The 25,957-nt window shown below is 70.5% G+C and carries 22 protein-coding genes; 6 read left to right on the forward strand and 16 right to left on the reverse strand.

What is annotated here, in order from left to right:
- Positions 1-6: 6 nt before the first annotated feature.
- Complete coding sequence (locus Ato02nite_RS00205) at positions 7-2,292, reverse strand: FdhF/YdeP family oxidoreductase (protein ID WP_246605905.1); 2,286 nt, start codon at positions 2,290-2,292, stop codon at positions 7-9.
- Between the two features lie 10 nt (positions 2,293-2,302).
- Entirely contained in the window at positions 2,303-3,241 is a 939-nt protein-coding gene (locus Ato02nite_RS00210) for a sugar ABC transporter substrate-binding protein (protein WP_246605907.1), read from the reverse strand.
- A 232-nt stretch (positions 3,242-3,473) separates the two neighbouring features.
- Here Ato02nite_RS00210 and Ato02nite_RS00215 point away from each other — a divergent pair, with 232 nt between their 5' ends.
- The gene (locus tag Ato02nite_RS00215) at positions 3,474-4,439 is read left to right on the forward strand and encodes a GlxA family transcriptional regulator (protein ID WP_213004235.1); all 966 of its coding nucleotides are present in this window, start codon (positions 3,474-3,476) and stop codon (positions 4,437-4,439) included.
- Here Ato02nite_RS00215 and Ato02nite_RS00220 read toward each other — a convergent pair.
- The gene (locus Ato02nite_RS00220) at positions 4,385-4,990 is read right to left on the reverse strand and encodes a class I SAM-dependent methyltransferase (protein WP_213004236.1); all 606 of its coding nucleotides are present in this window, start codon (positions 4,988-4,990) and stop codon (positions 4,385-4,387) included. The two genes, Ato02nite_RS00215 and Ato02nite_RS00220, sit on opposite strands and share 55 nt — an antisense overlap.
- A 68-nt stretch (positions 4,991-5,058) precedes the next feature.
- Between Ato02nite_RS00220 and Ato02nite_RS00225 the strand changes: the two genes are divergently transcribed.
- Positions 5,059-6,900 (forward strand): substrate-binding and GGDEF domain-containing protein, encoded by a 1,842-nt coding sequence (locus tag Ato02nite_RS00225; RefSeq protein ID WP_213004237.1) that lies wholly within the window; start codon positions 5,059-5,061, stop codon positions 6,898-6,900.
- Here the strand turns inward: Ato02nite_RS00225 and Ato02nite_RS00230 are convergent.
- Genes Ato02nite_RS00230 through Ato02nite_RS00255 form a run of 4 tightly spaced genes read right to left on the reverse strand, consistent with a single transcriptional unit; the run spans position 6,887 to position 11,379 of the window.
- Positions 6,887-8,392: a ricin-type beta-trefoil lectin domain protein gene (locus Ato02nite_RS00230; RefSeq protein ID WP_213004238.1), complete on the reverse strand. Its 1,506-nt coding sequence runs from the start codon at positions 8,390-8,392 to the stop codon at positions 6,887-6,889. The genes Ato02nite_RS00225 and Ato02nite_RS00230 overlap by 14 nt on opposite strands.
- On the reverse strand, positions 8,389-9,012 hold the full coding sequence (locus tag Ato02nite_RS00235; RefSeq protein ID WP_213004239.1) for a prepilin-type N-terminal cleavage/methylation domain-containing protein: 624 nt from the start codon (positions 9,010-9,012) through the stop codon (positions 8,389-8,391). Before Ato02nite_RS00235 ends, Ato02nite_RS00230 begins: the two co-directional genes overlap by 4 nt.
- On the reverse strand, positions 9,009-10,670 hold the full coding sequence (locus Ato02nite_RS51285; protein ID WP_246605910.1) for a type II secretion system protein: 1,662 nt from the start codon (positions 10,668-10,670) through the stop codon (positions 9,009-9,011). The genes Ato02nite_RS00235 and Ato02nite_RS51285 overlap by 4 nt, the downstream gene beginning before the upstream one ends.
- Before the next feature lie 58 nt (positions 10,671-10,728).
- Positions 10,729-11,379: an NADPH-dependent FMN reductase gene (locus Ato02nite_RS00255; RefSeq protein ID WP_213004240.1), complete on the reverse strand. Its 651-nt coding sequence runs from the start codon at positions 11,377-11,379 to the stop codon at positions 10,729-10,731.
- Positions 11,380-11,429: 50 nt separating this feature from the next.
- Between Ato02nite_RS00255 and Ato02nite_RS00260 the strand changes: the two genes are divergently transcribed.
- Genes Ato02nite_RS00260 through Ato02nite_RS00270 form a run of 3 tightly spaced genes read left to right on the forward strand, consistent with a single transcriptional unit; the run spans position 11,430 to position 14,099 of the window.
- Positions 11,430-12,665, forward strand: a complete 1,236-nt coding sequence (locus Ato02nite_RS00260; protein WP_246605913.1) for a sensor histidine kinase — start codon at positions 11,430-11,432, stop codon at positions 12,663-12,665.
- A gap of 25 nt (positions 12,666-12,690) precedes the next feature.
- Complete coding sequence (locus Ato02nite_RS00265; protein WP_213004241.1) at positions 12,691-13,806, forward strand: WD40/YVTN/BNR-like repeat-containing protein; 1,116 nt, start codon at positions 12,691-12,693, stop codon at positions 13,804-13,806.
- A 5-nt stretch (positions 13,807-13,811) separates the two neighbouring features.
- Complete coding sequence (locus Ato02nite_RS00270; protein WP_246605914.1) at positions 13,812-14,099, forward strand: MoaD/ThiS family protein; 288 nt, start codon at positions 13,812-13,814, stop codon at positions 14,097-14,099.
- A 15-nt stretch (positions 14,100-14,114) separates the two neighbouring features.
- On the opposite strand, the gene Ato02nite_RS00275 is transcribed toward Ato02nite_RS00270, so the two are convergent.
- Positions 14,115-15,002 carry an SDR family NAD(P)-dependent oxidoreductase gene (locus Ato02nite_RS00275; RefSeq protein WP_213004243.1) on the reverse strand — a complete coding sequence of 296 codons (888 nt, stop codon included), beginning with the start codon at positions 15,000-15,002 and terminating at the stop codon, positions 14,115-14,117.
- Positions 14,999-15,610 carry an NAD(P)-dependent oxidoreductase gene (locus tag Ato02nite_RS00280; protein ID WP_213004244.1) on the reverse strand — a complete coding sequence of 204 codons (612 nt, stop codon included), beginning with the start codon at positions 15,608-15,610 and terminating at the stop codon, positions 14,999-15,001. Before Ato02nite_RS00280 ends, Ato02nite_RS00275 begins: the two co-directional genes overlap by 4 nt.
- Positions 15,611-15,697: 87 nt before the next feature.
- Between Ato02nite_RS00280 and Ato02nite_RS00285 the strand changes: the two genes are divergently transcribed.
- A complete protein-coding gene (locus Ato02nite_RS00285; RefSeq protein WP_213004245.1) occupies positions 15,698-16,261 on the forward strand; it encodes a TetR/AcrR family transcriptional regulator in 564 nt (187 codons plus the stop codon).
- On the opposite strand, the gene Ato02nite_RS00290 is transcribed toward Ato02nite_RS00285, so the two are convergent.
- From Ato02nite_RS00290 to Ato02nite_RS00320, 7 genes are all read right to left on the reverse strand, one after another.
- Positions 16,258-17,409 (reverse strand): 4-hydroxybenzoate 3-monooxygenase, encoded by a 1,152-nt coding sequence (locus tag Ato02nite_RS00290; protein ID WP_213004323.1) that lies wholly within the window; start codon positions 17,407-17,409, stop codon positions 16,258-16,260. The two genes, Ato02nite_RS00285 and Ato02nite_RS00290, sit on opposite strands and share 4 nt — an antisense overlap.
- 32 nt (positions 17,410-17,441) lie before the next feature.
- Positions 17,442-18,983 (reverse strand): alkaline phosphatase D family protein, encoded by a 1,542-nt coding sequence (locus Ato02nite_RS00295; RefSeq protein WP_213004246.1) that lies wholly within the window; start codon positions 18,981-18,983, stop codon positions 17,442-17,444.
- A 63-nt stretch (positions 18,984-19,046) separates the two neighbouring features.
- Entirely contained in the window at positions 19,047-19,643 is a 597-nt protein-coding gene (locus Ato02nite_RS00300) for a DedA family protein (RefSeq protein ID WP_213004247.1), read from the reverse strand.
- A gap of 139 nt (positions 19,644-19,782) precedes the next feature.
- On the reverse strand, positions 19,783-21,042 hold the full coding sequence (locus Ato02nite_RS00305) for a pyridoxal phosphate-dependent aminotransferase (RefSeq protein WP_213004248.1): 1,260 nt from the start codon (positions 21,040-21,042) through the stop codon (positions 19,783-19,785).
- A gap of 127 nt (positions 21,043-21,169) precedes the next feature.
- Complete coding sequence (locus tag Ato02nite_RS00310; RefSeq protein WP_213004249.1) at positions 21,170-22,702, reverse strand: hypothetical protein; 1,533 nt, start codon at positions 22,700-22,702, stop codon at positions 21,170-21,172.
- A complete protein-coding gene (locus Ato02nite_RS00315) occupies positions 22,695-23,537 on the reverse strand; it encodes a hypothetical protein (RefSeq protein ID WP_213004250.1) in 843 nt (280 codons plus the stop codon). The genes Ato02nite_RS00310 and Ato02nite_RS00315 overlap by 8 nt, the downstream gene beginning before the upstream one ends.
- Before the next feature lie 5 nt (positions 23,538-23,542).
- Positions 23,543-25,729: a glycosyltransferase gene (locus Ato02nite_RS00320; RefSeq protein WP_281419678.1), complete on the reverse strand. Its 2,187-nt coding sequence runs from the start codon at positions 25,727-25,729 to the stop codon at positions 23,543-23,545.
- Positions 25,730-25,957: the final 228 nt, after the last annotated feature.

Below are 25,957 nucleotides of genomic sequence, written 5' to 3' on the forward strand. Positions count from 1 at the left end.
GCGGACCTACGCCACGGCGGCACCGGGCGGCTCCGCGGTCGAGGTCAGTCGGACGATCACCCACTTCGATGTCGGGGTGCCGCTCTCGGCCGCCTGCGAGTCCAGCGGGATCAGCGGATTCGTCTCCGGGTAGTAGGCGGCGACGCAGCCCTTCGGTGTCGGGTAGGCCACCAGCCGGAACTTCTCGGCGCGGCGTTCGACACCGTCGGACCACTCGGAGATCAGGTCGACGTGGTCGCCGTCGGCGTACCCGAACTCGGCGAGGTCCTCCGCGCTGATGAACAGGACCCGCCGGCCGGACTTGATACCGCGGTAGCGGTCGTCGAGGCCGTAGATGGTGGTGTTGAACTGGTCGTGGCTGCGGATGGTCTGCAGCACGAGCCGGCCCGACGGCACCTCGAGCACCTCGAGCGGGCTGACCGTGAAGACGGCCCGGCCCTCGGGGGTGGGGAACGTACGGGAATCGCGGGGCGGGTGCGGCATGGTGAAGCCGCCGTCCTGCCGGATCTTCTCGGCGTAGCCGGCGGCGCCGGGGACGACCCGGCCGATCCGCTCACGGATGGTGTCGTAGTCGGCGGCGAACTCGGCCCACGGAATCCCGGAGGACGAGCCGAGGGTGGCCGCGGCGATCCGGCTCACGATCTCGACCTCGGAACGCAGCAGCGGACCGGCCGGGGCGGACCGGCCGCGGGAGGCGTGCACGGCCGACATCGAGTCCTCGACGGTGACCCGCTGGACGGTGCCGCCGGTGCGGTCGATCTCGCTGCGGCCCAGGGTGGGCAGGATGAGCGCGGTGCCGCCGGCATCGATGTGGCTGCGGTTGAGCTTGGTGGAGATCTGCACGGTGAGGTCGGCGCCGCGCATGGCGGCCGCGGTGACCTCGGTGTCGGACATGGCCGCCACGAAGTTACCGCCCAGGCCGATGAAGACCCTGGCCCGGCGGTCCCGGAGGGCACGGACCGCGTCGGCGGCGTCGAACCCGTGCTCCCGGGGCGGCTCGAAGCCGAACTCGGCGGCGAGGGCGTCGAGGAACACCGGGAGCGGCTTCTCCCAGATGCCCATGGTGCGGTCGCCCTGCACGTTGGAGTGGCCGCGGACCGGGCACAGGCCGGCGCCGGGCTTGCCGATCATGCCTTGGAGCAGCGCGACGTTGACGAACTCCTTGATCGTGGCGACCGCGTTGTGGTGCTGGGTGATGCCCATGGCCCAGCAGTGCACGATCCGTTTCGAGGACGCGAGCATGGCGGCGGCCGCCTCGATCTCCGCCCAGGGCAGGCCGGTGGCGCGCAGCACCGCATCGCGGTCGATCTGCTCGATGTGCCGCGCCCACGCCGCGAAGCCGACGGTGTGCGTGTCGATGAAGTCGCGGTCGATCGCCCCACCGGCCAGCAGCAGGTGGCCGATGGCCTGCCAGAGGGCGAGGTCGCCGTTGGAGCGGATCTGCAGCAGCCGGTCGGCCAGGCCGGTGCCGCGCCCGGCCAGGCCGCGCGGTTTCTGCGGGTTGTCGAAGCGCAGCAGGCCGGCCTCGGGCAGCGGGTTGATCGCCAGGATGCGGGCGCCGTTCTTCTTGGCGATCTCCAGGGCGGTGAGCATGCGGGGGTGGTTGGTGCCGGGGTTCTGCCCGGAGATCACGATCAGGTCGGCCTCGTGCAGGTCCTGCAGGCTGATCGAGCCCTTGCCGATGCCGATCGTGCGGGCCAGGCCCACCGAGGTGGACTCGTGGCACATGTTGGAGCAGTCCGGCATGTTGTTGGTGCCGAAGGCGCGGGCGAACAGCTGGTAGAGGAACGCGGCCTCGTTGCTGGTGCGGCCGGAGGTGTAGAAGATCGCCTCGTCGGGGCTTTTCAAGGCTCGCAGATGCGAGCCGATCAGGGCGAACGCATCGGACCAGGAGATCGGCTCGTAGTGGGTGCCGCCCTCGCGCCGGACCATCGGATGGATGAGCCGGCCCTGTTTCTCCAGCCAGTGATCGGTCCGGCCGGCCAGGTCCGCCAGGGAATGCTCGGCGAAGAACGAAGGACCGACCGACTCGCGTACGCCTTCCCAGGAGACCGCCTTCGCGCCGTTCTCGCAGAACTCGGCGGTGTGCCGGTGGCCCTGCGGGTCGGGCCAGGCGCAGCTCATGCAGTCGAATCCGTCGACCTGGTTGAGGCTGAGCAGGTTGCGCGCGGTCTTCACGACGCCCATCTGCTTGAGCGCCGTGGCCATGCTGATCCGCACCGCCGCGAGCCCGGCGGCGTGGTCGGGGGGCGGGCCGACCCGCAGCTTCGCCTCTTCCGGGTCGATGGGCACGGGGGGCCTCCTAGTCGATCAGGCAGTAACTCGGCGCCCGAGCGAGGTCGATCTTGGTGATCAGGCTGATCGCAACATAGTCGATCTGGTCGATCGGCTCCGAGTTGAGCAGGCTGATCGTGTTCTCCACGGCCTGCTGGCCGAGGCGGGCGGCGGGGTTGGACACGGTCGCGGCGAATCGGCCGTCCCGAATGCCGGCGAGTCCGGTGTCCGTCCCGTTCACCGTTACGATCTTCACCGATTTCCCAGCGGCCCGGAAGGCCTCGGCGGCACCGACGGCCATGTCCTCGTTGGCCACGAAGGCGTACCCGAGATCGGGGTGGTCCTTGATCATCTCGGCCGCGACCGCCTTGGCCTTGGCCCGGTCGAACATGCCCGGCTTGCTCGCCACCACCGTGATGTTCTTCGGGAGGTTGTCGGTGAAGCCCCGGATCAGCAGGTCGGAGGCCGCACCCGGGGCACCCGCGATGACGGCGGCGGTGCCCGGGGCGCCGACCGCGTCATTGCTGACCCAGCTCGCGTCGAGCAGCCCGACCTGGTTGAGGTCGACCGCGACGGCACCCAGGATCGAGCCGGTGTCGGCGGGCGCGACCGAGGTCAGGAAGATCGGGATCTTGGCCGCCCGGGCCTTGGCGATGTCGGCCTCGAGGGCGTCGGTGCTGACGGTCTGCACGATCACCGCGTCCACGTGCTGGTCGATCAGGTTCTCGATGTTGGACAGTTCGGCCTTCGGGTCCTGCTTCGAGTTCGCGGTGATCACCTTGACGCCGCGCCGGGTGGCCTCCCCCTCGACCGCCTTCTGCAGGCAGTTGTGGAACTCGGTGCTCGCCCCGTTGACGAATCCCAGCGTGTAGGTGCTCCGGGCGACCGCGGGCCGGTCCTCACCGCACGCGACGCACAGGGTTATCGCCAGGGCCGCCGCCACGGCTCGAGTCGCACGTCTCGACACTGGAAGACCCCCTTGTGATCACAGCGCGCAAGAACGTAACAACCCGGTGATCCGCGCTGAACCGCGCCGGCCGCAGCCTTAGGTTGCAGAACGCGCAACGCACAGCGACCGACCGTGGCCGGGCCGAAGACCGGGACGGCCAGGCCGAGCGAGGCGTAGACCCGGCCGATGCGCTACCGACAGTGGCGGGAATGGCACGGGTCAACGGATTCTCGCCACTAGACTGCGCGGCATGCATCGCGTCGTCGTGCTCGCCCTGAACGGGGTCATTCCCTTCGATCTGGCTACGCCGATCGAGGTCTTCGCCCGGGTGCGGCTGGGCGACGGTTCCGCCGCCTATGACGTACGCGTCTGTGCGCCATCGCCGGAGGTGCGGGCGGGCGCGTTCACGATCCGGGTGGATCACGGGCTCTCCGCGCTTCAGGACGCGGACACGATCATGGTGCCCGGGTGCGCGGACCAGTCCGTACCGCAGGAAGTGGTGTCGGCGTTGCGGGCGGCCGCGGCGCGCGGCACCCGGATCGCGTCGATCTGTGCCGGCGCGTTCGTTCTCGCCGCGACCGGGCTGCTCGACGGCAAGCGGGCCACCACGCACTGGGTCGGCGCCGACCTGTTCGCGCGGACGTACCCGCGGGTCGATCTCGACCCGGCCGTCCTCTACGTCGACAACGGCCAGTTGCTGACCTCGGCCGGCGCGGCCGCCGGGCTCGACCTGTGCCTGCACATGATCCGGCGGGACCACGGGTCGGCGGTCGCGGCCGACGCCGCCCGGCTGTCGGTGATGCCGCTCGAACGCGACGGCGGGCAGGCCCAGTTCATCGTGCCGGAGCAGCCGCCGGTGCCGCGCGGCTCGACGATGGAACCCCTGCTGCGCTGGCTCGACGACAACGCCGGCCGCGAACTCACGCTGGACGAGATCGCGGCGCACGCGCGGATGAGCACGCGCACGCTGAACCGGCGGTTCCGTGAGCACACCGGCACCACTCCGCTGCAGTGGCTGCACCGGGCCCGGATCCGCCGCGCCCAGCACCTGCTCGAGACGACCGCGCAATCGGTGGACCGGATCGGCGGGGCGGTCGGCTTCGGATCACCGACCGCGTTCCGCGACCGTTTCAAGCGGATCGTGGGGACGAGCCCGCACCGCTACCGTTCGGCGTTCGCGCGAAAAACATCCAGCACGAACCACTCGTCCTCGTGATGGACGACCCGCCCGATCTTGGCGGCCAGCGCCTCGTGCACGTTGAAGCCGTCGTAGTTGCCCGGGTTCTCCCGGTCGCGGAAGTGCACCGACACCAGGTCGCCGCCCGGCTCGAGCCGCTCCAGCAGGCCGTCGACCAGCGCCTCGAAATCGGCGGCGGACAGGTAGTAGAAGAGGTCACCCACCACGATCAGGTCGAACGTGCCGGTCGGCAGCTCGGCCGGCAGCAGCGCCACCTCGACCGTGACGTTCGGCAGGTCGCGCACGTTCTCGGTCGCCGTCTGCACCGCCTCCGGTACGCTGTCCACCGCGAGGACCTCGTCGCAGCGCTCGGCCAGCAACCGGGTCAGCAGGCCCACCGACGCGCCCGGCTCGTAACACCGGCGGTACCGCGGCTTCGGCAGGCTGGCCACCGTCACCGCGTATTTACGCTGGTCGTGCCACTTGGTGGCGAGGTCCCACGGATCGTCCTTGGCGAGGTACAGCCCGGTGAAATAGTCCAGCGACACCGTCGACTCCGGCGGCTGCGCGTCACCCTGTGCTCTTGTCACGGTCCGACATTCTGCCCGACGGCTGGGATGTGACCCACGACACCGGTGTTTCGAGAGATCATGGCGGAGTGAACGGCCGCCGTACCTTCGGGATCCTCTCGCCCTTCGTCGGGGGCGACTACTACGGGGCGATCATCGAGGGCATCAACACGGCGGCGGCCGGCGGCGGGGACCGGATCATGGCGATCCAGACCCTCGACCCCGGCGCGCACAGCGCCGACCGCAGCGGCCTGCCCGACTTCCGCCGGCCGATCTCCTGGAACCAGCTGGCCGGCCTGGTCGTGCTGCCCGGCGCGGTCGGCACGGCGTACGCGGCCGAGGCGCACCGGTCCGGCCTGCCGGTCGTGTTCGTCGCCCAGGACGCCACCGGCAGCGGCTGCTCGGCGGTGCTGGCCGACAACCGCAGCGGCGTCCGCGAGGCGGTCGCGCACCTGGTCGAGCACGGCCACGAGCGGATCGCCTTCGCCGGCTATCTCGCCCACTTCGACGTGCGGGAACGCTACGAGGGTTACCGGGAGGCGCTGCTCGCGCACGGCATCACCCCTCAGCCGTCGCTTCTGCTCGACTCCGGCGACAACCACGAGAGCGGCGGTGAGACGGTCGCCGACGGTCTGATCAAGGCGGGCATGCCGGCCACCGCGATCGTGCTGGGCACCGACCGCAACGCGATCGGCCTGATCTCCCGGATGACCGGGGCCGGTTACGACCTGCCGACCGAGCTGGCCGTGGTCGGGTTCGACGACATCGCCGACGCCGCCTACCTGCGGCCCAGCCTCTCCACCGTGCGGCAGCCGCTCGACCAGGTCGGCGCCGTCGTCTACCAGCTCCTCACCGAGCTGTCGGAGAACTCCGGTGAGCGGCTGGTCCGGCACGTCCCGACGACCTTCGTGCGGCGGGACTCGTGCGGCTGCACCGGGCACGGCCTGCCGATCTCCGAACCGCAGGCGCGCAGCCTGTTCGCCCAGGTGCAATACCTGCAGAGCACCCTGAACATCCAGTACGAACTGGGCATCGAGCTGCTCGGCACGCACGGCAGCGACCCGCGCGCGCTCGGCTGGCTGGGCCTGACCCCGGCGCTGGCCGGTTGCCTCGGCCTGTGGAATTCCGAGGGCCGGCTCGACGTGGTCGGCGAGTTCCGGGCCGGCTGCCCGACCGGGCACGCGGTCGACGCCGCCGACTTCCCGCCGCCCGAGTTGTTCGGTACGACCGACGGGCCGGCCGGCGACGTGGTGTTCCTGGTGCCGGTCCGCAGCCGGAACGCCGACTGGGGTGTCCTCGCCGCGGTCGGCCGGATCCAGTCCACCACCCCGCCCGGCCGCGAGATGATGAACCACTCGGGGGCGCTGCTGGCCGCCGCCCTCGACTACGAGGTGACCATGGCCGCCCTCCGCGACAAGGAGGAGAGCCTGCGCAACGCGGCCCTGCACGACCACCTCACCGGGCTGCCCAACCGGGTGCTGCTGGAGGACCGGATGGAGCAGGCCGGCCGGCGGGCGGGCCGCCAGCCCGACTACCGGTTCGCGATCCTGCTGCTCGACCTGGACGGCTTCAAGGCGGTCAACGACACGCTCGGGCACGCAGCCGGCGATCAGCTGCTGATCGAGGTGGCCCGGCGGCTCACCGGCCTGCTGCGCAAGTCCGACACGGTGGCCCGGCTCGGCGGCGACGAGTTCGTGGTCCTGCTCGACGGGATCACCCGGCCGGACGGGCACAAGGCGGCCTGCGACAACATCCACGCGGCGATCCGCGCACCGTTCTTCATCGACGGCGAGCGGGTCGAGGTGGGCTGCAGCATCGGCGTGGCGCTCTCCGGCGGCGACGGCGGGGCCGACCCCGACCATCTGCTGCGCGAGGCGGACGCCGCGATGTACCGGGCCAAGTCGGCGGCCCGGCGGCCTACTTCTCGGTGAGGTTGACCAGCGGCGTCGGCTGGTCGATGTTCGCCGGCGCGTTCCACTTCTGGATGTCGGCCGTGCTGCACGTGGCGACCTTGACCTTGCTGGTGCCGTCGCCGTGGAAGTCGTTGGCGACGCCGCTGCCCTGCTCGGTGGGCTGCAGGCAGTACCCCTTGTAGTCCATGATCCGGTAGCTCGTGCCGTAGTCGCCGGTGTCGTGGTAGACCGTCCAGGTCAGCGTCTCCTGAGCCTGGGTGGCGGCGTCCTTGCACGACACCACCGTCGCCCACGACGTCGAGGTGACGATGCCCGGCGACTTCAGGCAGTAGTTGTTATTGGCGCTGCCGTTGTTGGCGTTGCTGTTGGCGCTGGTGTTGTTGACGATGATCGGCCCGGACTTGGAGATGGCCGGCAGCACCGGCACGGGGTGGACCCACTGCTGGTTGAAGTCGACGAGGGCGCCCGGGTCCTGCTTGCAGAACCAGGCGATCATGTACGTCGCACTGGTGCTCTTGCTGGTCACGTCCAGGCAGCGGCTGAACTGCTTGTAGTTGACCAGCTGGTTGGTGGAGTCACCGGCCATCCCGGCGCCGACGCCGGGTGCGGAGTACCAGACGTTCTTGTTGGACGTGGCGCCGCAGCCGGCGAGGAGCACCGTGTGGTCGGCGACCGATCCGGGAGTCTTGATGTTCATGCAGAAGCTGCCGTCGGACTTGCTGGCCGAGGTGGTGGCGTGGAAGACGCTGCTGCCGTCGAGCGCCCACTGGAAGTTCGTGGTGCGCACGGTCGGGCAGGCCTGGAAGACGACCGGCGTGGTGCCGCTCACCCGCGTCGAGTTCGAGAACAGGCACATGCCCGACGTCGCGGTGGACGACTCCGAGGAGACCAGCTTCAGGTAGAGGTCCGGTGTGTAGCCGAACTGCTGCTGGCTGCTGCCGTTGCAGGTCTGCACGAGGACGGCGGTCCCGGCGGCCGGGCTCGCCGCGGCGCCGGCGTCAAGGCACTGGTCGCCCAGGGTGCTGCTGGCGATCTTGATCCGGCCGCCCGGGATGTTGGTGTTGCTGGTGGAGAAGACGTACGTGGCGGTCAGCGTGCGGGTCACCGTGCCGTTGGTGCCGGCCGACTGGACGATCGCGGTGGTGGGCACGTCGTAGACGGCGCAGCTGGTGATCGTGTTGCCGTCCTTGTCGCGGTAGGTGACCGTCACCGTGTACGCCGAGGTGATGGTGCCGCCGGTCGCGCCGGTCGTCCCGCTCATCGTGCACGGCGGCAGATTCTCCAGGTAACCGTTCTGCACGGCGTCGGACGCGGCGCGGACGCGGGCCATCATCACGTCCAGGCCGGCCTGGGCGGCATCGAGAGCGGCGGCCCGCTGGTCGTAGTTCACGGTGTTCTTGATCTGGCGAACCACGATCGGGACGAGCGTCGCCGAGAGGGCCAGCACGACGGTCACGACCAGCATGGCCAGCGGCATCGACCCCTCGTCGCGGCGGAGCGAGAGCCTCATGCGGACGGCCTCCCCTTGCTGCAGTCGTTGAGCGCCGACGTGTTGCGGTTGGTGTTCTGCGCCGTGAACAGCACGTCCAGGGGCAGGACGGTCTTGCCGACCGTGCCGCTGAACCGGAGCCGGACCTGGTTGTGCTCGGGTTCGTAGCCGCTGCCGACACCACTGACGTTCGGGCTGGCCGAGGCGTACGGCTGGTCGCCGGGCGCGTAGACGGTGAACGGCGCGAACGAACCGGTCTGGGTCAGGTCGGTGGCGATCGTCGTGGCCGCCCCCGGGGTCGTGCCGGGCAGCGTCCAGACGGCCCGGGTCAGGGCCCCGTTCCGGAAGACGAGCTGCTGGCAGTTGGTCGGGGTGGCGTACTCGAGATACCAGACGCCGCCCACCTGCGCGGGCGTGGAGACCCAGGTGGCGTAGCGCAGTTCCTTGTCCAGCCGGCGGAAGCTGTTGCCGATCTGGTCCCGCGCGTTGCTCAGGCTGTCGGTCCGGTTGACGTCGGAGTAGACCTCCGTGATCGCCCCGGTGACGATCACCATGATCACCGCCATGACGGACATCGAGACGATGAGCTCGATCAGGGAGAAGCCTTCGTCGCCCGCCTCCGGGGTCTCGATCTCGCTCATGTGATCTTCCAGACGAAGGTGAGGATGCTGCTGCTCGGCGGCGCGACGGTGGTGGCGGTCGCCGTCACCACGTAGGTGCCGGCGGTCGTCGGGGTCCCGGAGATGACCTTGGTCAGGGCGTTGAAGGTCAGGCCCGGCGGGAGCCCGGAGACGGACAGCGCGGGCGAAAGACCCAGCAGCGTTCCGTTGGTCGCCAGGGCCAGCGCCGCGGCGCTGCCCTTGACCGTGCTCTGGTCGGGCGCAGTCAGCGCGGGCGCGGTGAAGACCAGCGAGTCACTCGTCGTCACGATGACCACGATCTGCTTACTGGCCGTGCCACCGCTGCCGTCGGTGACGGTGATCGTGGGCAGGAACCGGCCCGACGACGAGGCCTTGCCCGAGAACGAACCGGTGTTCTTGTTGATCGACACACTGGTCGGCAGGCCGGTGGCGCTGTAGGTGTAGTCGCCGTCACCACCCGCGGCGACCGCGGTGAGATCGAGGCTCGACTTCAGGCCGATCGTCTGGTCGGACAGGCCGCTCAGGGTCAGCCCGGGATTCACGGTGTGGGTGTAGTTAGCTTTGCCGGTCCTCGCATTGGCGTCGGTCACCGTGACGGTGACGGTGTAGGTGCCGGCGGTGGTCGGGCTGCCGCTGATGAGGCCGGTGCCGGCGTCGAAGGCCAGGCCGGGCGGGAGGCCGGTCACGTCCCAGGGGGTGTACGGCGCCACCCCGCCGGAGGCCGACAGGGCCAGGCTGTAGGCGTCACCGATGCGGCTGACGACGCCGGTGGGAACGGTCGGTGCCGGCGGCTTGACGACGGTCATCGTCACCGAACCGGTGTTGGTGCGATTCGCGTGGTCGGTGACCGTCGCGGTGGTCGACGTGACGCCCGGCGTGCTCGGGACCCCGGTGATGATCCCGGACGAGGCCAGCGAGAGGCCGGCCGGGAGCTGGACGATCGTCCAGGTGTTGGGGAGCTGACCGCCGCGGGCCTTGAGCTGATAGGAGACGGTGTCGCCGACGTACCAGGTCGGAGTGTTCTCCATGACCACCGGCGACGGCCGGTTGAAGTCGAAGGTCGGCTCGGACGCGCGGGAGACCAGGGTCGTGGCGACGTAGCTGCACAGGCTGCTCGCACAGGTGGAATCCGGCCAGGTCTCCAGCACCACGACCCGGAAGAACTGCAGGATCTGGGTCGAGTCGGCCGGAGCCGCCGCGCCCTTCGGATAGACGCACTCGGTGGTGCCGGTCAGATAGACCTCGCACTCCCCGACGTAGATGTTCTGGGTGTACGTGGTGCCCTCGACCGTGACCCGCTGGGCCGACGTGGAGATCGGCGCGTCCGCCCCCACCGTCGAGGTGCTGTCGGTGATCATCGGATCGCCGGCCACCTGCATCGTCTTCAGGTACGGCTGGACCACGGTGGAAGCGGCGTCGAACTGCGCCTGGGTCGCCCTGACGCTGCGCCCGCTCAGCAGGGCGCTGCCCTTCAGGCCGCGCACCTGCTCCATCGCGGTGTCGGAGAGCTGGATCGCGGCCTGCTTGGCGCGCTGCTTGTTGACGTTGGTCAGGCTGCGCACGAAGAACGGGGCGCTCGCGAGCATGGTGACACTCAGAATGGCCAGCGCCACGACCATCTCGACGAGGGTGAAGCCCTCGTCTCGTTCCCTGAGCACGCACTCTCCCGGCGTTTGTCAACCGCTGAGGTTCACATCGGCAGAGGAGCGCCCGGGTTTAGGCGTCGGGTCGCCAGATCTCCGCCCGCCAGGACCGGAACGGGGCGGAGGCGTCGTTGCGCTGCACGACCGGGAACATGCTGGAGACCCCCTGCCAGGACGGCTGTGCCTTCGGTTTCGGCGCGGCCAGGGCCCTCGACAGCACGTCCAGCATGTCCAGCAGCGCCTGATGCAGATGCGGGTCGGTGAGCGTGCCGTCCACCTCGTCGAGCGCGGCCGCGTTGAGCGGGATCCGCATGCACGCCGGGTGCAGCATCTTCGCGTTCGCGTGCGCGAGCACCGTCTCCAGCAGGTCGCGCGCGCCGTCGTCCTGGCCGGGCGTGGACACGGACAGCCAGGCGACCGGCTTGTGGCTCAGGTCGCCCCCGTCCACCAGCCAGTCCAGCAGGTTTTTCAGGCTGCCCGGGATCGAACCGGCGAATTCCGGGGTACTGAAGACGACGGCGTCGGCGGCGGCGACCTGCAGGCGCAGGAATGCCACCGGGTCGGGCGAGGAGTAGTCACCCGGCACGAACGCCGGCAGGTCACGTAGGCCGTCGTAGAGCGACGCACTGATCTCCGGCGGGGCGAACCGGGCCGCCGTGCGCAGCGCTGCCGTATGCAGCGAGTCGGCTCGGGTGTTTCCCGAGATCAGCAGGATCCGCGTCATGGCACGGGACCTTACGTGCTGAAGGTGAATCTCTCAGGTAGCGACGTGCGGTGCCGACCTACGACTACATCACCGACGGACAGGAAACGACGTTGAGCCCAGCGGCAGAGCATTCCCGATTGGCGGCGCTGCACACATATGGCCTGCTGGACGCGGTACGCCCGGTCGTGCTCGACGACCTGACCAGGCTCGCCGCGCGGATCTTCGACACGCCCATGTCGACCGTGACGCTGGTGGACCGCAACCGTCAGTGGTTCGCCGGAAACACCGGCATGGACGGCAGCGAGGCGCCCCGGGCCATCTCGCTGTGCGCCTGGATGCTCGACGACCCGCGCCCGCTGATCGTCCCGGACGCCCGCGTCGACCCGCGCTTCCGGGACTACGCGAACGTCACCGGTGCGCCGTACCTCCGCTTCTACGCCGGGGTGCCGCTGGTCAACCCGGACGGCCACATCCTCGGCAGCGTCTGTGTCCTCGACCGGGAGCCGCGGGAGATCGACGAGCGCGAGGTGACTCTGCTCAGTGACCTCGCCGCCCAGGCCATCGGGCACCTCGAGGCGATCCGCGAGCAGAACCGGCTGAGCTTCCTCGACGCCGAACTCACCCGCCTGATGCGCCGCGAACAGGACCTGGTCGCCGCCGTGTCGCACGAACTGCGCACGCCGGTCACCACCATGCAGGGCTACCTGGAGATGCTGGCCGAGGACGAGGACCTGGCCCCGTACCGGCGGATGCTCGAACCGATCCGGCGCAACGGCGACCGCCTGGTCCGGATGGTCGACCACCTGCTGGCCGGTACCCGCCCCGACGACGCGCCGGCCAAGGCCGAGGGTCTGGTCGATCTCGCCGCCGCCGCGCGGACCGCGGTCGACACCTGCGAACCCCTCGCGGCCGAGCGCGGCGTGACGGTCACTCTTTCCGGTGAAGAACTTCCGGCGTACGTCGTCGGCGAAGCCGCCGCCCTGAGCCAGGCACTCGAGCACGTCGTACGCAACGCCGTCGCCTTCTCCCCCGGCGGCAACGAGGTCAGTGTGCGGGTGGCCGGGGCCCGGATCGAGGTGCACGACCAGGGCGCCGGCATCCCCGCCGAGGAGCTGCCGTACGTCTTCGAACGCTTCTACCGCGGCCGGCACGCCCAGGAGCAGGCCGTCCCCGGCATGGGCCTCGGCCTGGCGATCGCCTGGCGGATCGTCAACGCGCACGGCGGCCGGCTGGCCCTCGACTCGGCCGGCACCGGACGGGGTACGAAGGCCAAGATTTGCCTCCCCGCCGCGACGCCACACTGATGTGACTTACGGCACTATGGGGGCCATGACTGACGTCCGGCTCCTGGTAGGCACACGCAAGGGCGCGTTCACGCTGACCGCCGACGGCACGCGCAAGGATTGGAAGGTGAGCGGCCCGCACTTCGGCGGGTGGGAGATCTACCACGTGGCCGGTTCGCCGGCCGACCCCGACCGGCTGTGGGCATCGGAGTCCTCCGGCTGGTTTGGGCAGGTGATCCAGCGCTCCGACGACGGCGGCCGCTCCTGGAACCCGGTGGGCAACGACTTCGCGTACGCGGGTGAGGTCGGCGACCACCTCTGGTACGACGGAACGCCGCGCCCGTGGGAGTTCAAGCGGATCTGGCACCTCGAGCCGTCCCGCACCGACCCCGACACGGTGTACGCGGGCGCCGAGGACGCGGCCCTCTACCGCTCCACCGACGGCGGCCGGAGCTGGGCCGAGCTGACCGCGCTGCGCAACCACCCGACCGGCCCCGCCTGGCAGCCCGGCGCCGGCGGCATGTGCCTGCACACCATCATTCTCGACCCGGTCGACCCGGACCGGATCTTCGTGGCCATCTCGGCGGCCGGCGCGTTCCGCACCGACGACGGCGGCAAGAGCTGGCAGCCGATCAACCGGGGCCTGCGCTCCGAAGGCATCCCCGACGCCGACGCCGAGGTCGGCCACTGCGTGCACCGCCTCGCCATGCACCCGTCCAACCCCGACGTGCTCTTCATGCAGAAACACTGGGACGTGATGCGTACGGACGACGCCGGCGGCAGCTGGCGCGAGATCAGCGGCAACCTGCCGACGGACTTCGGCTTCCCGATCGGCGTGCACGCCCACGAGCCGGAGACCGTCTACGTCATCCCGATCACCAGCGACTCCGAGCACTACGTGCCCGACGCGAAGCTGCGCGTCTACCGCAGCCGCACCGGCGGCGGCGAGTGGGAGCCGCTCACCAACGGCCTCCCCCAGGAGAACTGCTACGTCAACGTCCTGCGCGACGCGATGGCGGTGGACACCCTGGACGACTGCGGCATCTACTTCGGCACCACCGGCGGCCAGATCTACGGCTCCCCCGACGGCGGCGACAGCTGGCAGCCGATCGTCCGCGACCTGCCCGCGGTCCTGTCGGTCGAGGTCCAGGTCCTGCCGTGATCCGCGTGATCCTCCCACCCCACCTGCGCAACCTGGCCAAGGTGACCGGCGAGGTCGAGGTCGACGTCGCCGGTCCGGTCACCCAGCGAGCCGTGCTGGACGCGGTCGAGGAGCGGTTCCCGATGCTGGTCGGCACGATGCGCGACCGCGACACGGCGAAGCGGCGGGCCCTGGTCCGCTTCTTCGCCTGCGAGGAGGACCTCTCCAACGACCCGCCCGACACCCCGCTCCCCGACCGGGTCGCCACCGGCGAGGAGCCGTTTCTGGTGGTGGGCGCGATGGCCGGCGGCTAGCGGTGGCCGGTGTGCTCAGCGGGCGAAGTGGAGCTCGCTGAGTGCGAGGAGTCTCCGCTGGGTGCCGTCGTGGTGGGACAGCGGCGGTGTGGTCTTCTCGATGTCGCGGTTGTAATACTTGCCGGTCACCCCGGCCAGGCCGGGATCGGTGGCGAGGTGCAGCGCGGTCTCGGCTCCCTGGGCCGGGGTGAGGAGGCTACGGCGGATCAGCCCGCGGAACGGGCGCAGCGGTGCCGGTATCAGGTCGTCGACGATGCCGGTGGCGACGATCCCGGGATGCAGAGCATTCACGGTCACCCCGTCGGCGGCGAGTTCGCGCGCGAGGGCGTAACCGGCGGCGACGGTCATCAGCTTGGCCCGCGCGTACGCCTCGAAGGGCACGAACCCGGCGGCGGGGTTCAGCCGGGCCAGATCGTCGACGCCGGCCAGGTCGAGGGTCGCCGGGCGGGGCCGGCCGGCGAGTTTGACCGGGCGGGTGTCGTTGAGGGTGTCGCTCGCGACGTTCACCACCCGGGCCCGGCCGCGCCGCAGTGGTCCGTCCAGCCGGGTCATGAGGCCGTAGGCGGCGAGGTAGTCGAGGGCGATGTGCATCTCGACGCCGTCGGCCGAGAGTCGGCGTTCGGGGAAGTGCGCACCGGCGTTGTTGATCAGAAGGTGGATCTGGTCGTGCCGGTCCGCAATGGTCCGCGCGGCGGTCACGACGTCCGCACGCCGGGACAGATCCCCGGCGACGACCTCGAAGCGGTTCGCCACCCCAGGTCCGATGCGGGCCGGGTCGCGGGCGATGACGACCACGTGCGCGCCGGCCCGGGCGAGGTCGGCCGCGATGATCTGGCCCATGCCGCCGGTCGCCCCGGTGACGACCGCGACCTTTCCCGTCTGGTCGGGGATCGTGACGTTCATCGGGTGATCCGCGGGTAGGCGTGTGCGTACCGCGGGGTCTCGGCCTCGTCGATCAGGAAAGCGGCGAGATCGGAGCGGCCGATGGAGCTCCACAGCCGGATCGGCAGGTCGGTGCCGGCCGTGTATTTCCCGACGGCGTGGTGGTCCGACAGCTTCGGCGGCCGCACGATCGTCCAATTCAGTCCGGAGCCGGTGATCAGCGGTTCCATCGCCTCCTTGTCGCGCATTCTCCCGGCCACACCGGCCCACACCGCTCGCGAGTAGAGCGACCTGTCGTGGGTCTCCAGCACGCCGTGGGCGCTGACCGCGATCAGGCGGGTCACCCCGGCCGTTCCCATCGCGGTCACCGCCGATCGGATGCCGTCCGCGCAGACCGTCGTCGGTCCGCCGGCCGCTCCGCCCAGCGCACTGATCACGACGTCGGCACCGGGCAGGACGCGGGTGAGGGTCGAGGTGTCCGTGACGTCGGGCCAGGTCGCTTCGGTCAGCCTGTCGTGTGGCTCGAACACCCCCGGTCGGCGGACGAGCGCCACGGCCCGGTGCCCGCGCTCGAGGGCGGTGGACACCACGTGCCGGCCGGTGGCGCCCGATGCTCCCAGGACAACCATGGTCATCTCTTGCGATACAGAATGTCTCACAGAGCGAGCATGGACGGCGACTCGACTATGAGTCAAGTCGTCTCATAAGATGGGTCGGTGCCCACCGGAACAGACCCCCGATTCCTGCGCAGCCAGGAAGCGATCCTGCACGCCGCGCGTGAGCTGCTCCGTCAGGGAGGGCCGGCCGCGGTGACGCACGCCCAGGTCGCCGAACGGGCCGGAGTGGGGCGCGCGACCGTTTACCGGCACTGGCCGCGAGCCGAGCTTCTCCTCATGGAAGCGATGGCCACCGTCCCGATGCCGTTCTTCGCCGAACCCACCGTGCCCACCCGGGACTGGTTGCGACGCGAGCTGACCGCGATGGCCCGGCAGCTGGATCTCGACGACGTGCGCGCCGTGTCCACGACCCTGGCCGGCACCGCCCTCTGGGACGAGAACATGGACGCCCGGCGCGCCCAGTTCGCCGGCGTCCTTAGCGGCCGTCTCGCCGCCGCTCTCGACGACGCCCAGACGCGCGGTGAGGTCTCCCTGGCGATCCCTAGCCGGCACGCCGCCGCCATGGCCATCGGGCCGATGTACTACCGCAGCACGATCGAGCGCACCCCCACCGACCCGAGCCTCATCGAGGCCACCATCGCGGCGCTGGGCACCTGGTCCTAGAGGAGGGCCGTGCCGGCCATCATGTCGGCGAACCACTCGGCGGCTTTCGGGTTGGCCCACAGTCGGTCGAAGCGGGCCCGGGCCAGGCGGCGGCGGAACGGGTCGTCCTGGGCTCCCGCGTCGTGCACCATCTCGGTGAACCAGCGGGAGAACTCCTGGTAGTCCCAGGTTCGGCGCAGGCAGGTGTCCGAATAGGAGCGCAGCGCCGTGTCGTCGGCACCGCGCAGGGCGCCGGTCAGTGCCCGGGCCAGGACCTCGGCGTCGGCCAGGGCCAGGTTCATGCCCTTGGCGCCCATCGGGGTGATGATGTGGGCCGCGTCGCCGGCCAGGAAGAGCTTGGCGTACGCCATCGGCTCGGCCACGAAGCTGCGCATCTCGACGATCTCCTTGTCGGTGATCGTGCCGCCGGGCAGGGCCGGGTCGCCCAGGCGCAGGCGCAGCTGCTCCCAGGTGTAGTCGTCGGGCCACTCGCGGGGGTCCTCGGCGCCCGGGCGGTACTCCAGGTAGAAGCGGCTCGCCTGCGGGCCCCGGGCGAACTGCGCGGCGAAACCGTGCCGGCTCACCGCCATCAGCGCGTGGCGGGGCGGTGGGGCGTCGGCCAGCACCGTGTACCACCCGATGCCGTGGTCGAAGGTGTAGGTCGTCAGGGACGACGCCGGGATGCTGGTGCGGCTCACGCCGTGGAAGCCGTCGCATCCGGCGACATAGCCGGCCGTCAGCTCGCCGCCCGCGTAGGTGACCCGCGGGGTGGTGGTCAGGTCGTGCAGCGCCACGTCCTCGGCCCCGAAACGCAGGTCGCCCCCGCCGTCCAGGAACGTGGCGAGCAGGCGGCGGACCAGCAGCTGTTGCGGGACGATCACGCCGGCCCGGCCGCCCGCGTGTGACGGGCCGTCGAAGAAGTGCGGCTCGCCCTCGTAACGCAGCTCCAGGAACTTCTCCCGGAACGCGCCGGCGATGACCGCGTCGGCCAGGCCGGCCCGCGCGAAGATCTCGCTGCCGTAGTGGTCGAGCACGCCGGCCCGCTGCCGTTCCTCCACATGGGAGCGATCGCGGGCCTCCAGCACGACGCAGCGGATTCCGTTGCGCTGCAACAGGTTGGCTAGGGTGAGACCGGCGGGGCCGGCCCCGATGATCGCGACTTCCGTCATCTCGGGCACGGCCCCACGCTATCGAGCGAACGTTACGCGGTCACCAGCCTGGCGGTGCCTGCTTCGACGGCGTACGAGGCGGAGGTGGTCACCGGCGTCTCGCGTACGTCGATGGTCTCGACCGTGCGGACGTCGGTGTGCCACGCCGAGCGGGTGACCGAGCAGCGCAGGTAGCCGCGGCGGGAACCGTCGAAGTAGCGCACGTGCGGGTTCAGCGTCGGGTTGAGCGCCTTGAGCGGGGCGTCGAACGCGATCGGGAAGTCCGAGCTGACCGAGGTGGCGGTGAACTCGACGGCAACCGGCCGTTCGTTGCGCAGCAGCTCGCTGAACCAGGTGGAGTGGATGTCCCCGGCCAGCACCACCGGGTTCGCGATCCGGGCCGCCGCGAGGTGGTCGAGCAGCCGGGCGCGTTGCGGCGCGTAGCCGTCCCACTGGTCCAGGTTCGCCACCAGAGGCGGCACCCCGCCGGTCGGGTTGGGGAACTTGATCGGGCTCATCATCACCTGCTGGGCGATGACGTTCCACCGGGCCGGCGAGTGGTCGAGGCCGGCCCGCAGCCAGCGTTCCTGATCCGCACCGGTCAGTGTGCCATTGGTGTTGGCGGTACCGGCGGTCGCGAGGCCGAAGTCGCCGGGGAATCCGCCGGGCTGGTCGGTGCGGTACTGCCGGGTGTCGAGCACGTTGAGCCGCAGCAGCCGGCCGAAGTCGAAGCGCCGGAAGATGCGCAGGTCGGAGCTGCCCGGGCGCAGATCGGCACGGATCGGCATGTGCTCGTAGTAGGCCTGGTAGGCGGCGGCCCGCTGCTTGGCGAACTGCCTCTTCGTGAAGAGCCGAGCGCCGGTGTCGTCGATCTCGTCGGTCAGCGACGCGTAGTTGTTCTCGGTCTCGTGGTCGTCCCAGGTGACGATCCACGGGAACGCGGCGTGCGCGGCCTGCAGCGCCGGATCGCCCTTGTACTGCGCGTGCCGGGCCCGGTAGTCGTCGAGGGTGACGAGCTGGTCGAGGCCCGCGGTCTGCGGGGTGGTGTGGTTGCGGTCGGCGAACCGGCTGCTCGGGTCGTACTCGTAGATGTAGTCGCCGAGGTGCACCACCACGTCGAGGTCCTCGGCCGCGAGTCCCCAGTAGGCGGGCCAGTAGCCGTTCTGGAAGTCCTGGCAGTTGACGATGCCGAAGCGCAGCCGGCCGGTTTCCTTGGCGGCGGTGCGAGTTCGGCCGGTCGGGCTGATCCGGCCCAGCGCGCGGAACCGGTAGAAGTACTCGCGCCCGGGTTCGAGGCCGCGCACGTCCACATGCACCGAGTGCGCCAGCGAGGGCGTCGCGACGGCCCGGCCGGAGCGAACGATGCGGCGGAACCGCTCGTCGTGGGCGACCTGCCACTCGACGTCGACACGACGGTCGGGCAGGTGGTTGGAGAGCAGGCGGGTCCAGAGGATCACGCCGCCGGGAAGCGGGTCACCGCTGGCGACCCCGAGCGGGAACAAATCGGCGGGTGCGGCGTAGGCGGCGCTCGCCGGGAGGGCGGCGGCACCGGCGGCTACGGCGGCACCGGTGAGAAGCTGACGTCTGGTGGGCATGATTGGCACCCTCGCGTCCGGTCGTGGCTTGTCGGCGAAGCACACATGACGCATACATGACCGTCAAGGTGCGGGAACGCGCTCCGGAGTGGAGCGACCCTGGATCAGGACGGCCAGGCCGGTGACGGCCAGTGCGATTCCGCAGGCCAGCGCGAGACCGAGGACGGGGCGGTCGGCGAACAGTGCGCCGCCGAGGTAGCCGATCAGCGCGGCCTGAATGGACCAGAGCACCACCCCGGCCGCCGTGTACCAGTGGAAACGCGCGCTCGGGTAGCCGACGAGGCCGGCCGCCAGCGCGGTGGTGGAGCGGCCCCCGGGAACGTACCGGGCGAAGACCACGACAAGGCCGCCGCGGCTGTGCAGCAGGCGATGCACCCAGCCGTGCACGGCGCGAGCTCGCCGGTGGGTGAACCGTTCGGAGAACGAGGTGCTGCGCCGCCCGATCCGGAACGACACCGCGTCACCGCAGTACGCCCCGGCCGCGGCCGCCATCACCAGCAGTGCCAGGTGCGGCCGGCCGGTGCCGGCGGCGGCCACGCCACAGGCCACGACGGTGGATTCGCTGGGCATGAACGGCAGCAGAGCGTCCATCCCGGCCACGACGAAGACCACGGCCAGGATCCATGGGCTGGCGGCGACGGCGTCGACGTAGTGCGGCATGCCGTCACCATGCGGGATCAAGCAAACACCCGTATGTACGGCGATCGAACAACCGACACCATCGCGCCGGAAGATATGTCAGGATGTACCACGAGGTACGACGGAGGGCACCCCCGCCAGGGTGCCCTCCGTCTTCATGTCAGCCGTTGGCGGCCCGCCGGGCGGTGTATTCGGTGCGCCGGCTCGGGTATTGGATGAGGTTGTCCGGCACGTCCTCGACGGTGTTGCTCCAACCGCCGCGGCGCATATCGATCGGGCCGTCGTCGTACTGCGAGCCGCGCATGAACTGGCGGCCGTAATCCATCATCCCGTCGATCAGCCGGTCGACGTCCCGCGGCGGGCGCACCACCATCCGCATGAACTGGCTGGTCATGCCGAGCTTGTTGCCGCACTCGCGGGTGTAGACGCCGTGGTTGGCGACGAGGAAATCGCGCAGCGCCACCCCGGACCACTCGGTCGGCAGCTTGACCAGGAAGAAGTTGCCCTGGGACGGGAAGACCGTCAGGCCGGGGACGCGGGACAGCTCCCCGGCCATCTGGCGGCGGTCCCGGCTGAGCAGGCGCAGGCTGTCCTCGTACTCCTCCTCATGGTCTTGAATCATGAAGACGACCTTCTCGGCGAGCGAGTTGAGGTTCCACTTCGGCAGCGCCTTGCCGATCTTCCCGGCGATGGCCGGGTTGGCCAGCATGTAGCCGAACCGGATGCCGTGCAGGCCGAAGTTCTTGCCGAGGCTCTTCAGGACGACCGTGTTCGGGCGGATCACCGCGTCGGGGCCGACCGACGGGTACTGCTCGGCGTCGGAGAAGTCGATGAACGACTCGTCGACCACGACCAGGTCCAGGTCGCCCAGCATGTCCATGAAGCGGATGACGTCGCGCCGGGGGATGTAGTTGCCGTCCGGGTTGTTGACGTTGCAGATCACCGCGACCCGGGAGTTGCGCTCGCGGATGAACCGCACGTAGTCGTCGAGGTTGAGCCGGAAGCCCTCGCGCTCCTGCAGCGGGAACATGTCGACCCGCTTGCCGGTCTCCAGGGGCTGGTCGGTCCACCGCCCGAAGGTGGGGATCGGGATCGCGATGCTCTCCTTGATCAGCAGGTGATCGATCCAGGTGATCAGCTCGGTGGAGCCGTTCGCCATGGCGACCGTCTGCGGGTGCAGGCCCAGCACGCTGGAGAGCTTCTTGGTGATCCCCATCGAGTCCGACGGGTAGTACTTGAGGATGTTCTTCAGATCCCGGGACAGCTCGTCGAACATCTCCGGGGTCGGGAAGTAAGGGTTGCACGGAATACAGAAGTCGACGATGTCGGCGCCGTCTCCCGCACTTCGAGCGAGATCGAAATAAGACGCACTGTGCGCTCCCTTGTTCAGGATCGACGTGTCGATTCCGGTCCCTGCCATTGCGGCCCTTCTCCCTCCGCCGGCTGCGTTGCCAACCGTCGATACGGGCCGTGGGAGCGTTTCGTTCAGGTTTCCGGCACGCACTTTCGCCCGTGCCGGAAACTCCAGGTCAGCGTTATGACAAGCGTCAGCTCTTCCTTAGCCGGCGCTTAACCGCGCCGGCGAACTTCCGCGGGTCGCGGATCTTGGCGACCTTGCGGGTGATCTCGTGCAGCCGCATGGCGGGCGAGCGGCGCAGCCCGCGCAGGTCGTCGCGGACCGCGCGGATCTGCTGCTCACGGGTGCGCAGGCTCTGATCGCGGAACCGCAGGGTGCGTTCCAGGCCGAAGACCTTGCCGGCCAGCTCGGCCGCCCGGACCCGCGCGGTCTCGGCGTCGGCCAGGACGGTACGCAGGTCGAGCTCGACCACCGCGGGCTCGGCGAGAAGGCCGGCGATCTCCCGGCCCCGCGCGAGCACCGCCGGGGTGGCGTCCACACCGGACATGCCGAGCCAGGTGGCGACGAGGTCGTCGGATTCGGTCATCCACGGCGGCCACGGGTGCCGCCGGTGGCCGCGCAGCAGCCGGTCGCGCAGCCGGTGGTAGGCGGCGGCGAGCAGCTCGCCGACTTGATCTTCAAAAACCCCGGCGGAAAAGCCGCGGACGAAGTCGTCGCCGTCCGGGAAGAGGTCGTCGAACAGGATCGGGCCGTCCGGGTCGGCCCAGGCGCCGAGCCGCGCGGCGAGGGCCCGGAAGCCGGGCACGTCCTCGGCCGCCGCGAGACGGAACAGCAGCGTCTCGACCGACTCGGTGTCAGGCACCCGATTGCCGTTGATCATCCACTGCGACCCGTCAAGATCAGCGAGCAGGCCATCGGCGTACGCCGTGTGGGTGGCGCCTCCCGCACCGCGCACCGCGAGCCAACCGGGTGCGATCGCCGCGAGCAGCCCGGCGCGGGCGGCCGCGTCGGCGCCGTCGGCGAGCGGCGCGAGCAGCGGGGTGTGCGCGGCCGTGGCGGCGAGGCCGTGCAGGGCCAGGCGGGCACCGGGCCGGCCGGGCCGGGTGGCGGCCGCGGCCTCCACGTCGAGAAGGGTGTGGACCGCACCGGCCGCGGTGTAGGAGGCGTAGAGCCGGTCCGCTCCGAGTGCCTCCCGGACCTGCGCGGGCGAGGTGGGCCGGTCGGGGTCGTCGTGCAGCGGCCGCCACTCGTCGTCGCCGTGCCGCTCGTCGAGCGGGCGCCGGTCGTAGAGGCCGGTGAGCGCGAACTCGTTCTCCACCCCGACCACCACGAGGGCGTCCGGCGTGCTCAGGGCACGCAGCAGGGCAGCCCGCTGCGGCCAGTTCAGCGCCGGCGAGTCGGCACCGAGCACCCGGTCGAGCCCGTCGGCGGCGATCACCACATCGAATTCGCCGGTGAGCCCATCGAGCGCTCCGGTGATAACGGTGACATTGCCGGCCGGGCGCAGGTCTTGAGCGTCGCTCACCGACCGCAACAGCACCGACACCGCCGCACACCGGGCCGCCACCAGCTCGATCACCTCGGTGCTGTGCGGGCCGGCGATGAGCGCCCGGGCGGACGGGGGCAGCAGGTCGTCGAGCAGGGCGAGCAGGGCCGGGCCGCCGGTCGGGAGGGTGTCCGTCCACGGCTGCAGCTCGCCGCGGACGATCTGGACGTCAGTCACGCTGGTTCCAATCGAAGAGCATGCGCATCTCGGCCGGCGGCATCAGGAACCGCTTGCCGAGTTCGTCGTCGGTGATGGCCCGGGCGGCGGCCAGGTCGATCTCCTTGCCCAGCATCTCCGGCCAGAGCCGGGAGATGCGGGTCTGCCCGCCGAACAGCGGGTTGTCGCCCTCGAGCTCCATCGCGTCGCCGTAGACGGCGGGCTCGCAGCCGGCCGCGACGCCGTAGAAGACGGCCGTCGCGAGCCGGTTGCTGGCCACCCGCTTGAACCCGCGGAACGCCTCGAGCTGCTTGTAGAGGAACCGCCGGTCGGTGCCCTCGTAGTTCCATCCGCGGGTGCCGAAGCAGACCACCTCGAAGCCGGCGTCCTGGTAGACCCGCCGCACCTCGGGCCGGTCGAACTCGGTGTAGTAGAGGCTGATGGTGACCGGTTCGGTCTCGGTCTCCTTGATCTCGTCGATCAGCCGCTGATGATCGCCGTGGATCTTCGCGCCGATGCCGGGCGCGTCCCAGCCGTGGAACAGGAACCAGAGCGTGCCCTTCCGCTCCGCCTCGGCGACCCGGCCCAGGTCGGGCTCCAGGTCCATCAGGTAGAGCATCGGGGCGCCGATGACCGAGTAGTTGCGCCGGCCGAGCGAGTGGCCACGGCGGCGGGGTGCGTCGCTCCACACGAACCGCCAGGCGCCGTCGAAGAACTCGTGCACCGGGTTCCAGCCGCAGCCCACGTTCCAGCCGTGCTGGAGGTAGCCGGGCAGGCGCGGCGGGAAGTCGTCGGGCAGGCCGCAGTAGCGGGCCAGGATGTGCTGCTGGCCGTAGTACCAGTTGTGATGATGCATGCGGGTCAGTCCGTTTCCAGGTGCAGGATGCCGGAGCGCGAGCGCAGCGCGAACGGGCCGGCCCGGGTGGGCAGGGCGGGCAGCATGAACGAGTCGGTCTGCACCGCGTACGAGACGGCGAACAGGGTCCAGTTCTCGCCGCCGGCGAGGTCGGCGAGGTCGGTATCGGCGGACCAGCGGTGGTCGTCGACGGTCAGCCGGGACGGGCCGTCGACGCCGTCGTCCGAGTTGGGCAGGAACCGCCGCCAGGTGATCCGGTCGTAGGCGACGCCGGGCCAGCGCGGGCCGGACACGGTGATCCGGTCGCCGGCCACCTCGACCCGGTCGGCGGTCACCCGCAGCGGCCCTTCGGCCAGATTCAGATACTGCGCCGGGGACCGGGTCAGGCTGATCACCCGGTCGCCCCGGGGCGACAACACCCCATGCCGTACGCCGGTGGCCAGCAACAGCATCCGGTCGTCGCCGTCGTGCAGGCGGGGCACCAGAACCGTACGGTCCAGGAAGGGGTCGTCGGGGTTGACCGCGTCGATCAGATCGTCCAGCGCGACCTCGGCCACGAAGTCGTCCATGACCTGGCCACGCTGCCGCCGCAACGGAACCTGCACGTCCCCGGCCGAACGGGCCAGCCGCAGCGTCGGCGCGGTCATCCGGGACGGGATGCGGCCGGTCAGCACCAGGCGGTCGCCGTCGACCTCGGCCCCGGTCACCTCCGGCACGTCCGAGCGGACCTGCAGGCTGAGCCGGCCGTCGGGGGTGCGGACCGGCTGGATCCAGCGGCCGGCGACCCGGTCCCCGAGGGAGTACTGCACGTCGCCGGGCCCGAGATGGCCGCGCCGGCGCACCAGGCCGCTGCGCAGCTCCACCGAGATCCAGGCGGACGAGGCCCAGCCGGGCAGCCGGGCCAGCATCGACCGCGGGATGCGGGTCTCGAAACCCGCCCCGGTCGTGGTGACCCGCAGCCGCTGCGAGCGGCGGCCGCAGACCAGCGACATCCGCACGGTCAGGCCCGGGTCCTCGAGGTGCGCGATCTCGGCGGTGCCGCGCAGCACCAGCGCCTCGGCGGTCCACTCCAGCTCGGTGGTCACGGCCCGCACCTCCAGCTCGGCCCGCGGCAGCCGGTAGAGGTCGGTCGGGAGTCGGGAGTCGCGCAGGCCCGGGTACTGGCTCTCGTACCGCCAGGGCCGCGCCGGGTGGCGGCGGGCCGGCACCGCCGGGTGGCCGTCGGCACGGTGGCGGGCCAGGCGCCGCAGCAGCTCGGCGTCGCCGGCCTCGAGCGCTTCGTACTCCAGGCGCTGGAACGTCGGCACCGCGGCGACGATCCGCGGGTCGAGCCGCGAGCTGAGCCGCCGGCCCAGCTCGACCAGTGGCTCCAATTCGTCGTCGGCCGCGGCGGCGAACGCCTGCACGACGGTGACCAGGTCGATCTCGGCGAGGTGCTTGTGCACCAGGTCGTGTGCCTCGGGGGCCCGGCCGATCAGGTCGAGGATCATCTCGGCCGAGGCCACCCGGTCGGCGAGGTTGTCGTACCGCAACTTGTGCTGGGTGATCGACTCGCCGGACTCGCGCTCGCGCCAGTAGTAGATCGGCGCGGCGATGCAGTCGACCGTGACCGCGTCGAGGTAGGCGCGCAGCGAGACCGGGTAGTCCTCGTACCACATCGCCGGGAACTCGTACCGGTACTGGTCCCAGAAGGTGCGGCGGTAGAGCTTGTTCCACACCATCCGGTCCAGCGCGAGCCGCGGGTGTTCGTAGACGTCGGTGGCCGGCCGGTCCAGGGCGAACGGCAGCCGGTGCGACCAGGACTGGCGTACGCCCGCAGTGTTGTTGAATCGGCGGGCGTTGCCCGCCGCGATCTGCGAGGCGGTCTCGTCGAGCGAGCGGACCATGATCTCGTACGCGTGCCGCGGCACCAGATCATCGCCGTCCGCGAACGCCAGGTAATCGCCCTGCGCCTGCGCGATCCCGGCGTTGCGGGCCGGCCCCGGACCCTGGTTCTCCTGGGTGATCAGCCGGAAGCGGGGGTCACGGCCGCAGAAGTCCCGGGCCGCGTCACCACTGCCGTCCTTCGACCCGTCGTCGACCAGGATCGCCTCGAAATCTCCGAAGGTCTGCCGCGCGAGCGAATCCAGACATGCCTCGATGTAGCGCTCGACGTTGGAAAAGGGCACGACAATGCTGAGGCGGGGGGTCATGACACCGGATTTCTAGCGGCGGGCGGACCCGCCGAGACTGCCCTCGACGGGCGTCGGTGACCTGTCGGAGCGGTGTCGAGAAGGTGAATCCGGCGCCACGAGTGACCGACGTCACTACGTGGACAAAGCCCCAGGAAGGCCCACTTAAGTACCCGGTCCGGACCGCTGGAGTTCCCGAGTTTGTCGTACCCCCGTCGTAGTGTCGTGCACCCAAGTAGTCAAAAGCCT

This window comes from Paractinoplanes toevensis, from assembly GCF_018332695.1.
In the GTDB taxonomy this organism is placed as follows: domain Bacteria; phylum Actinomycetota; class Actinomycetes; order Mycobacteriales; family Micromonosporaceae; genus Actinoplanes; species Actinoplanes toevensis.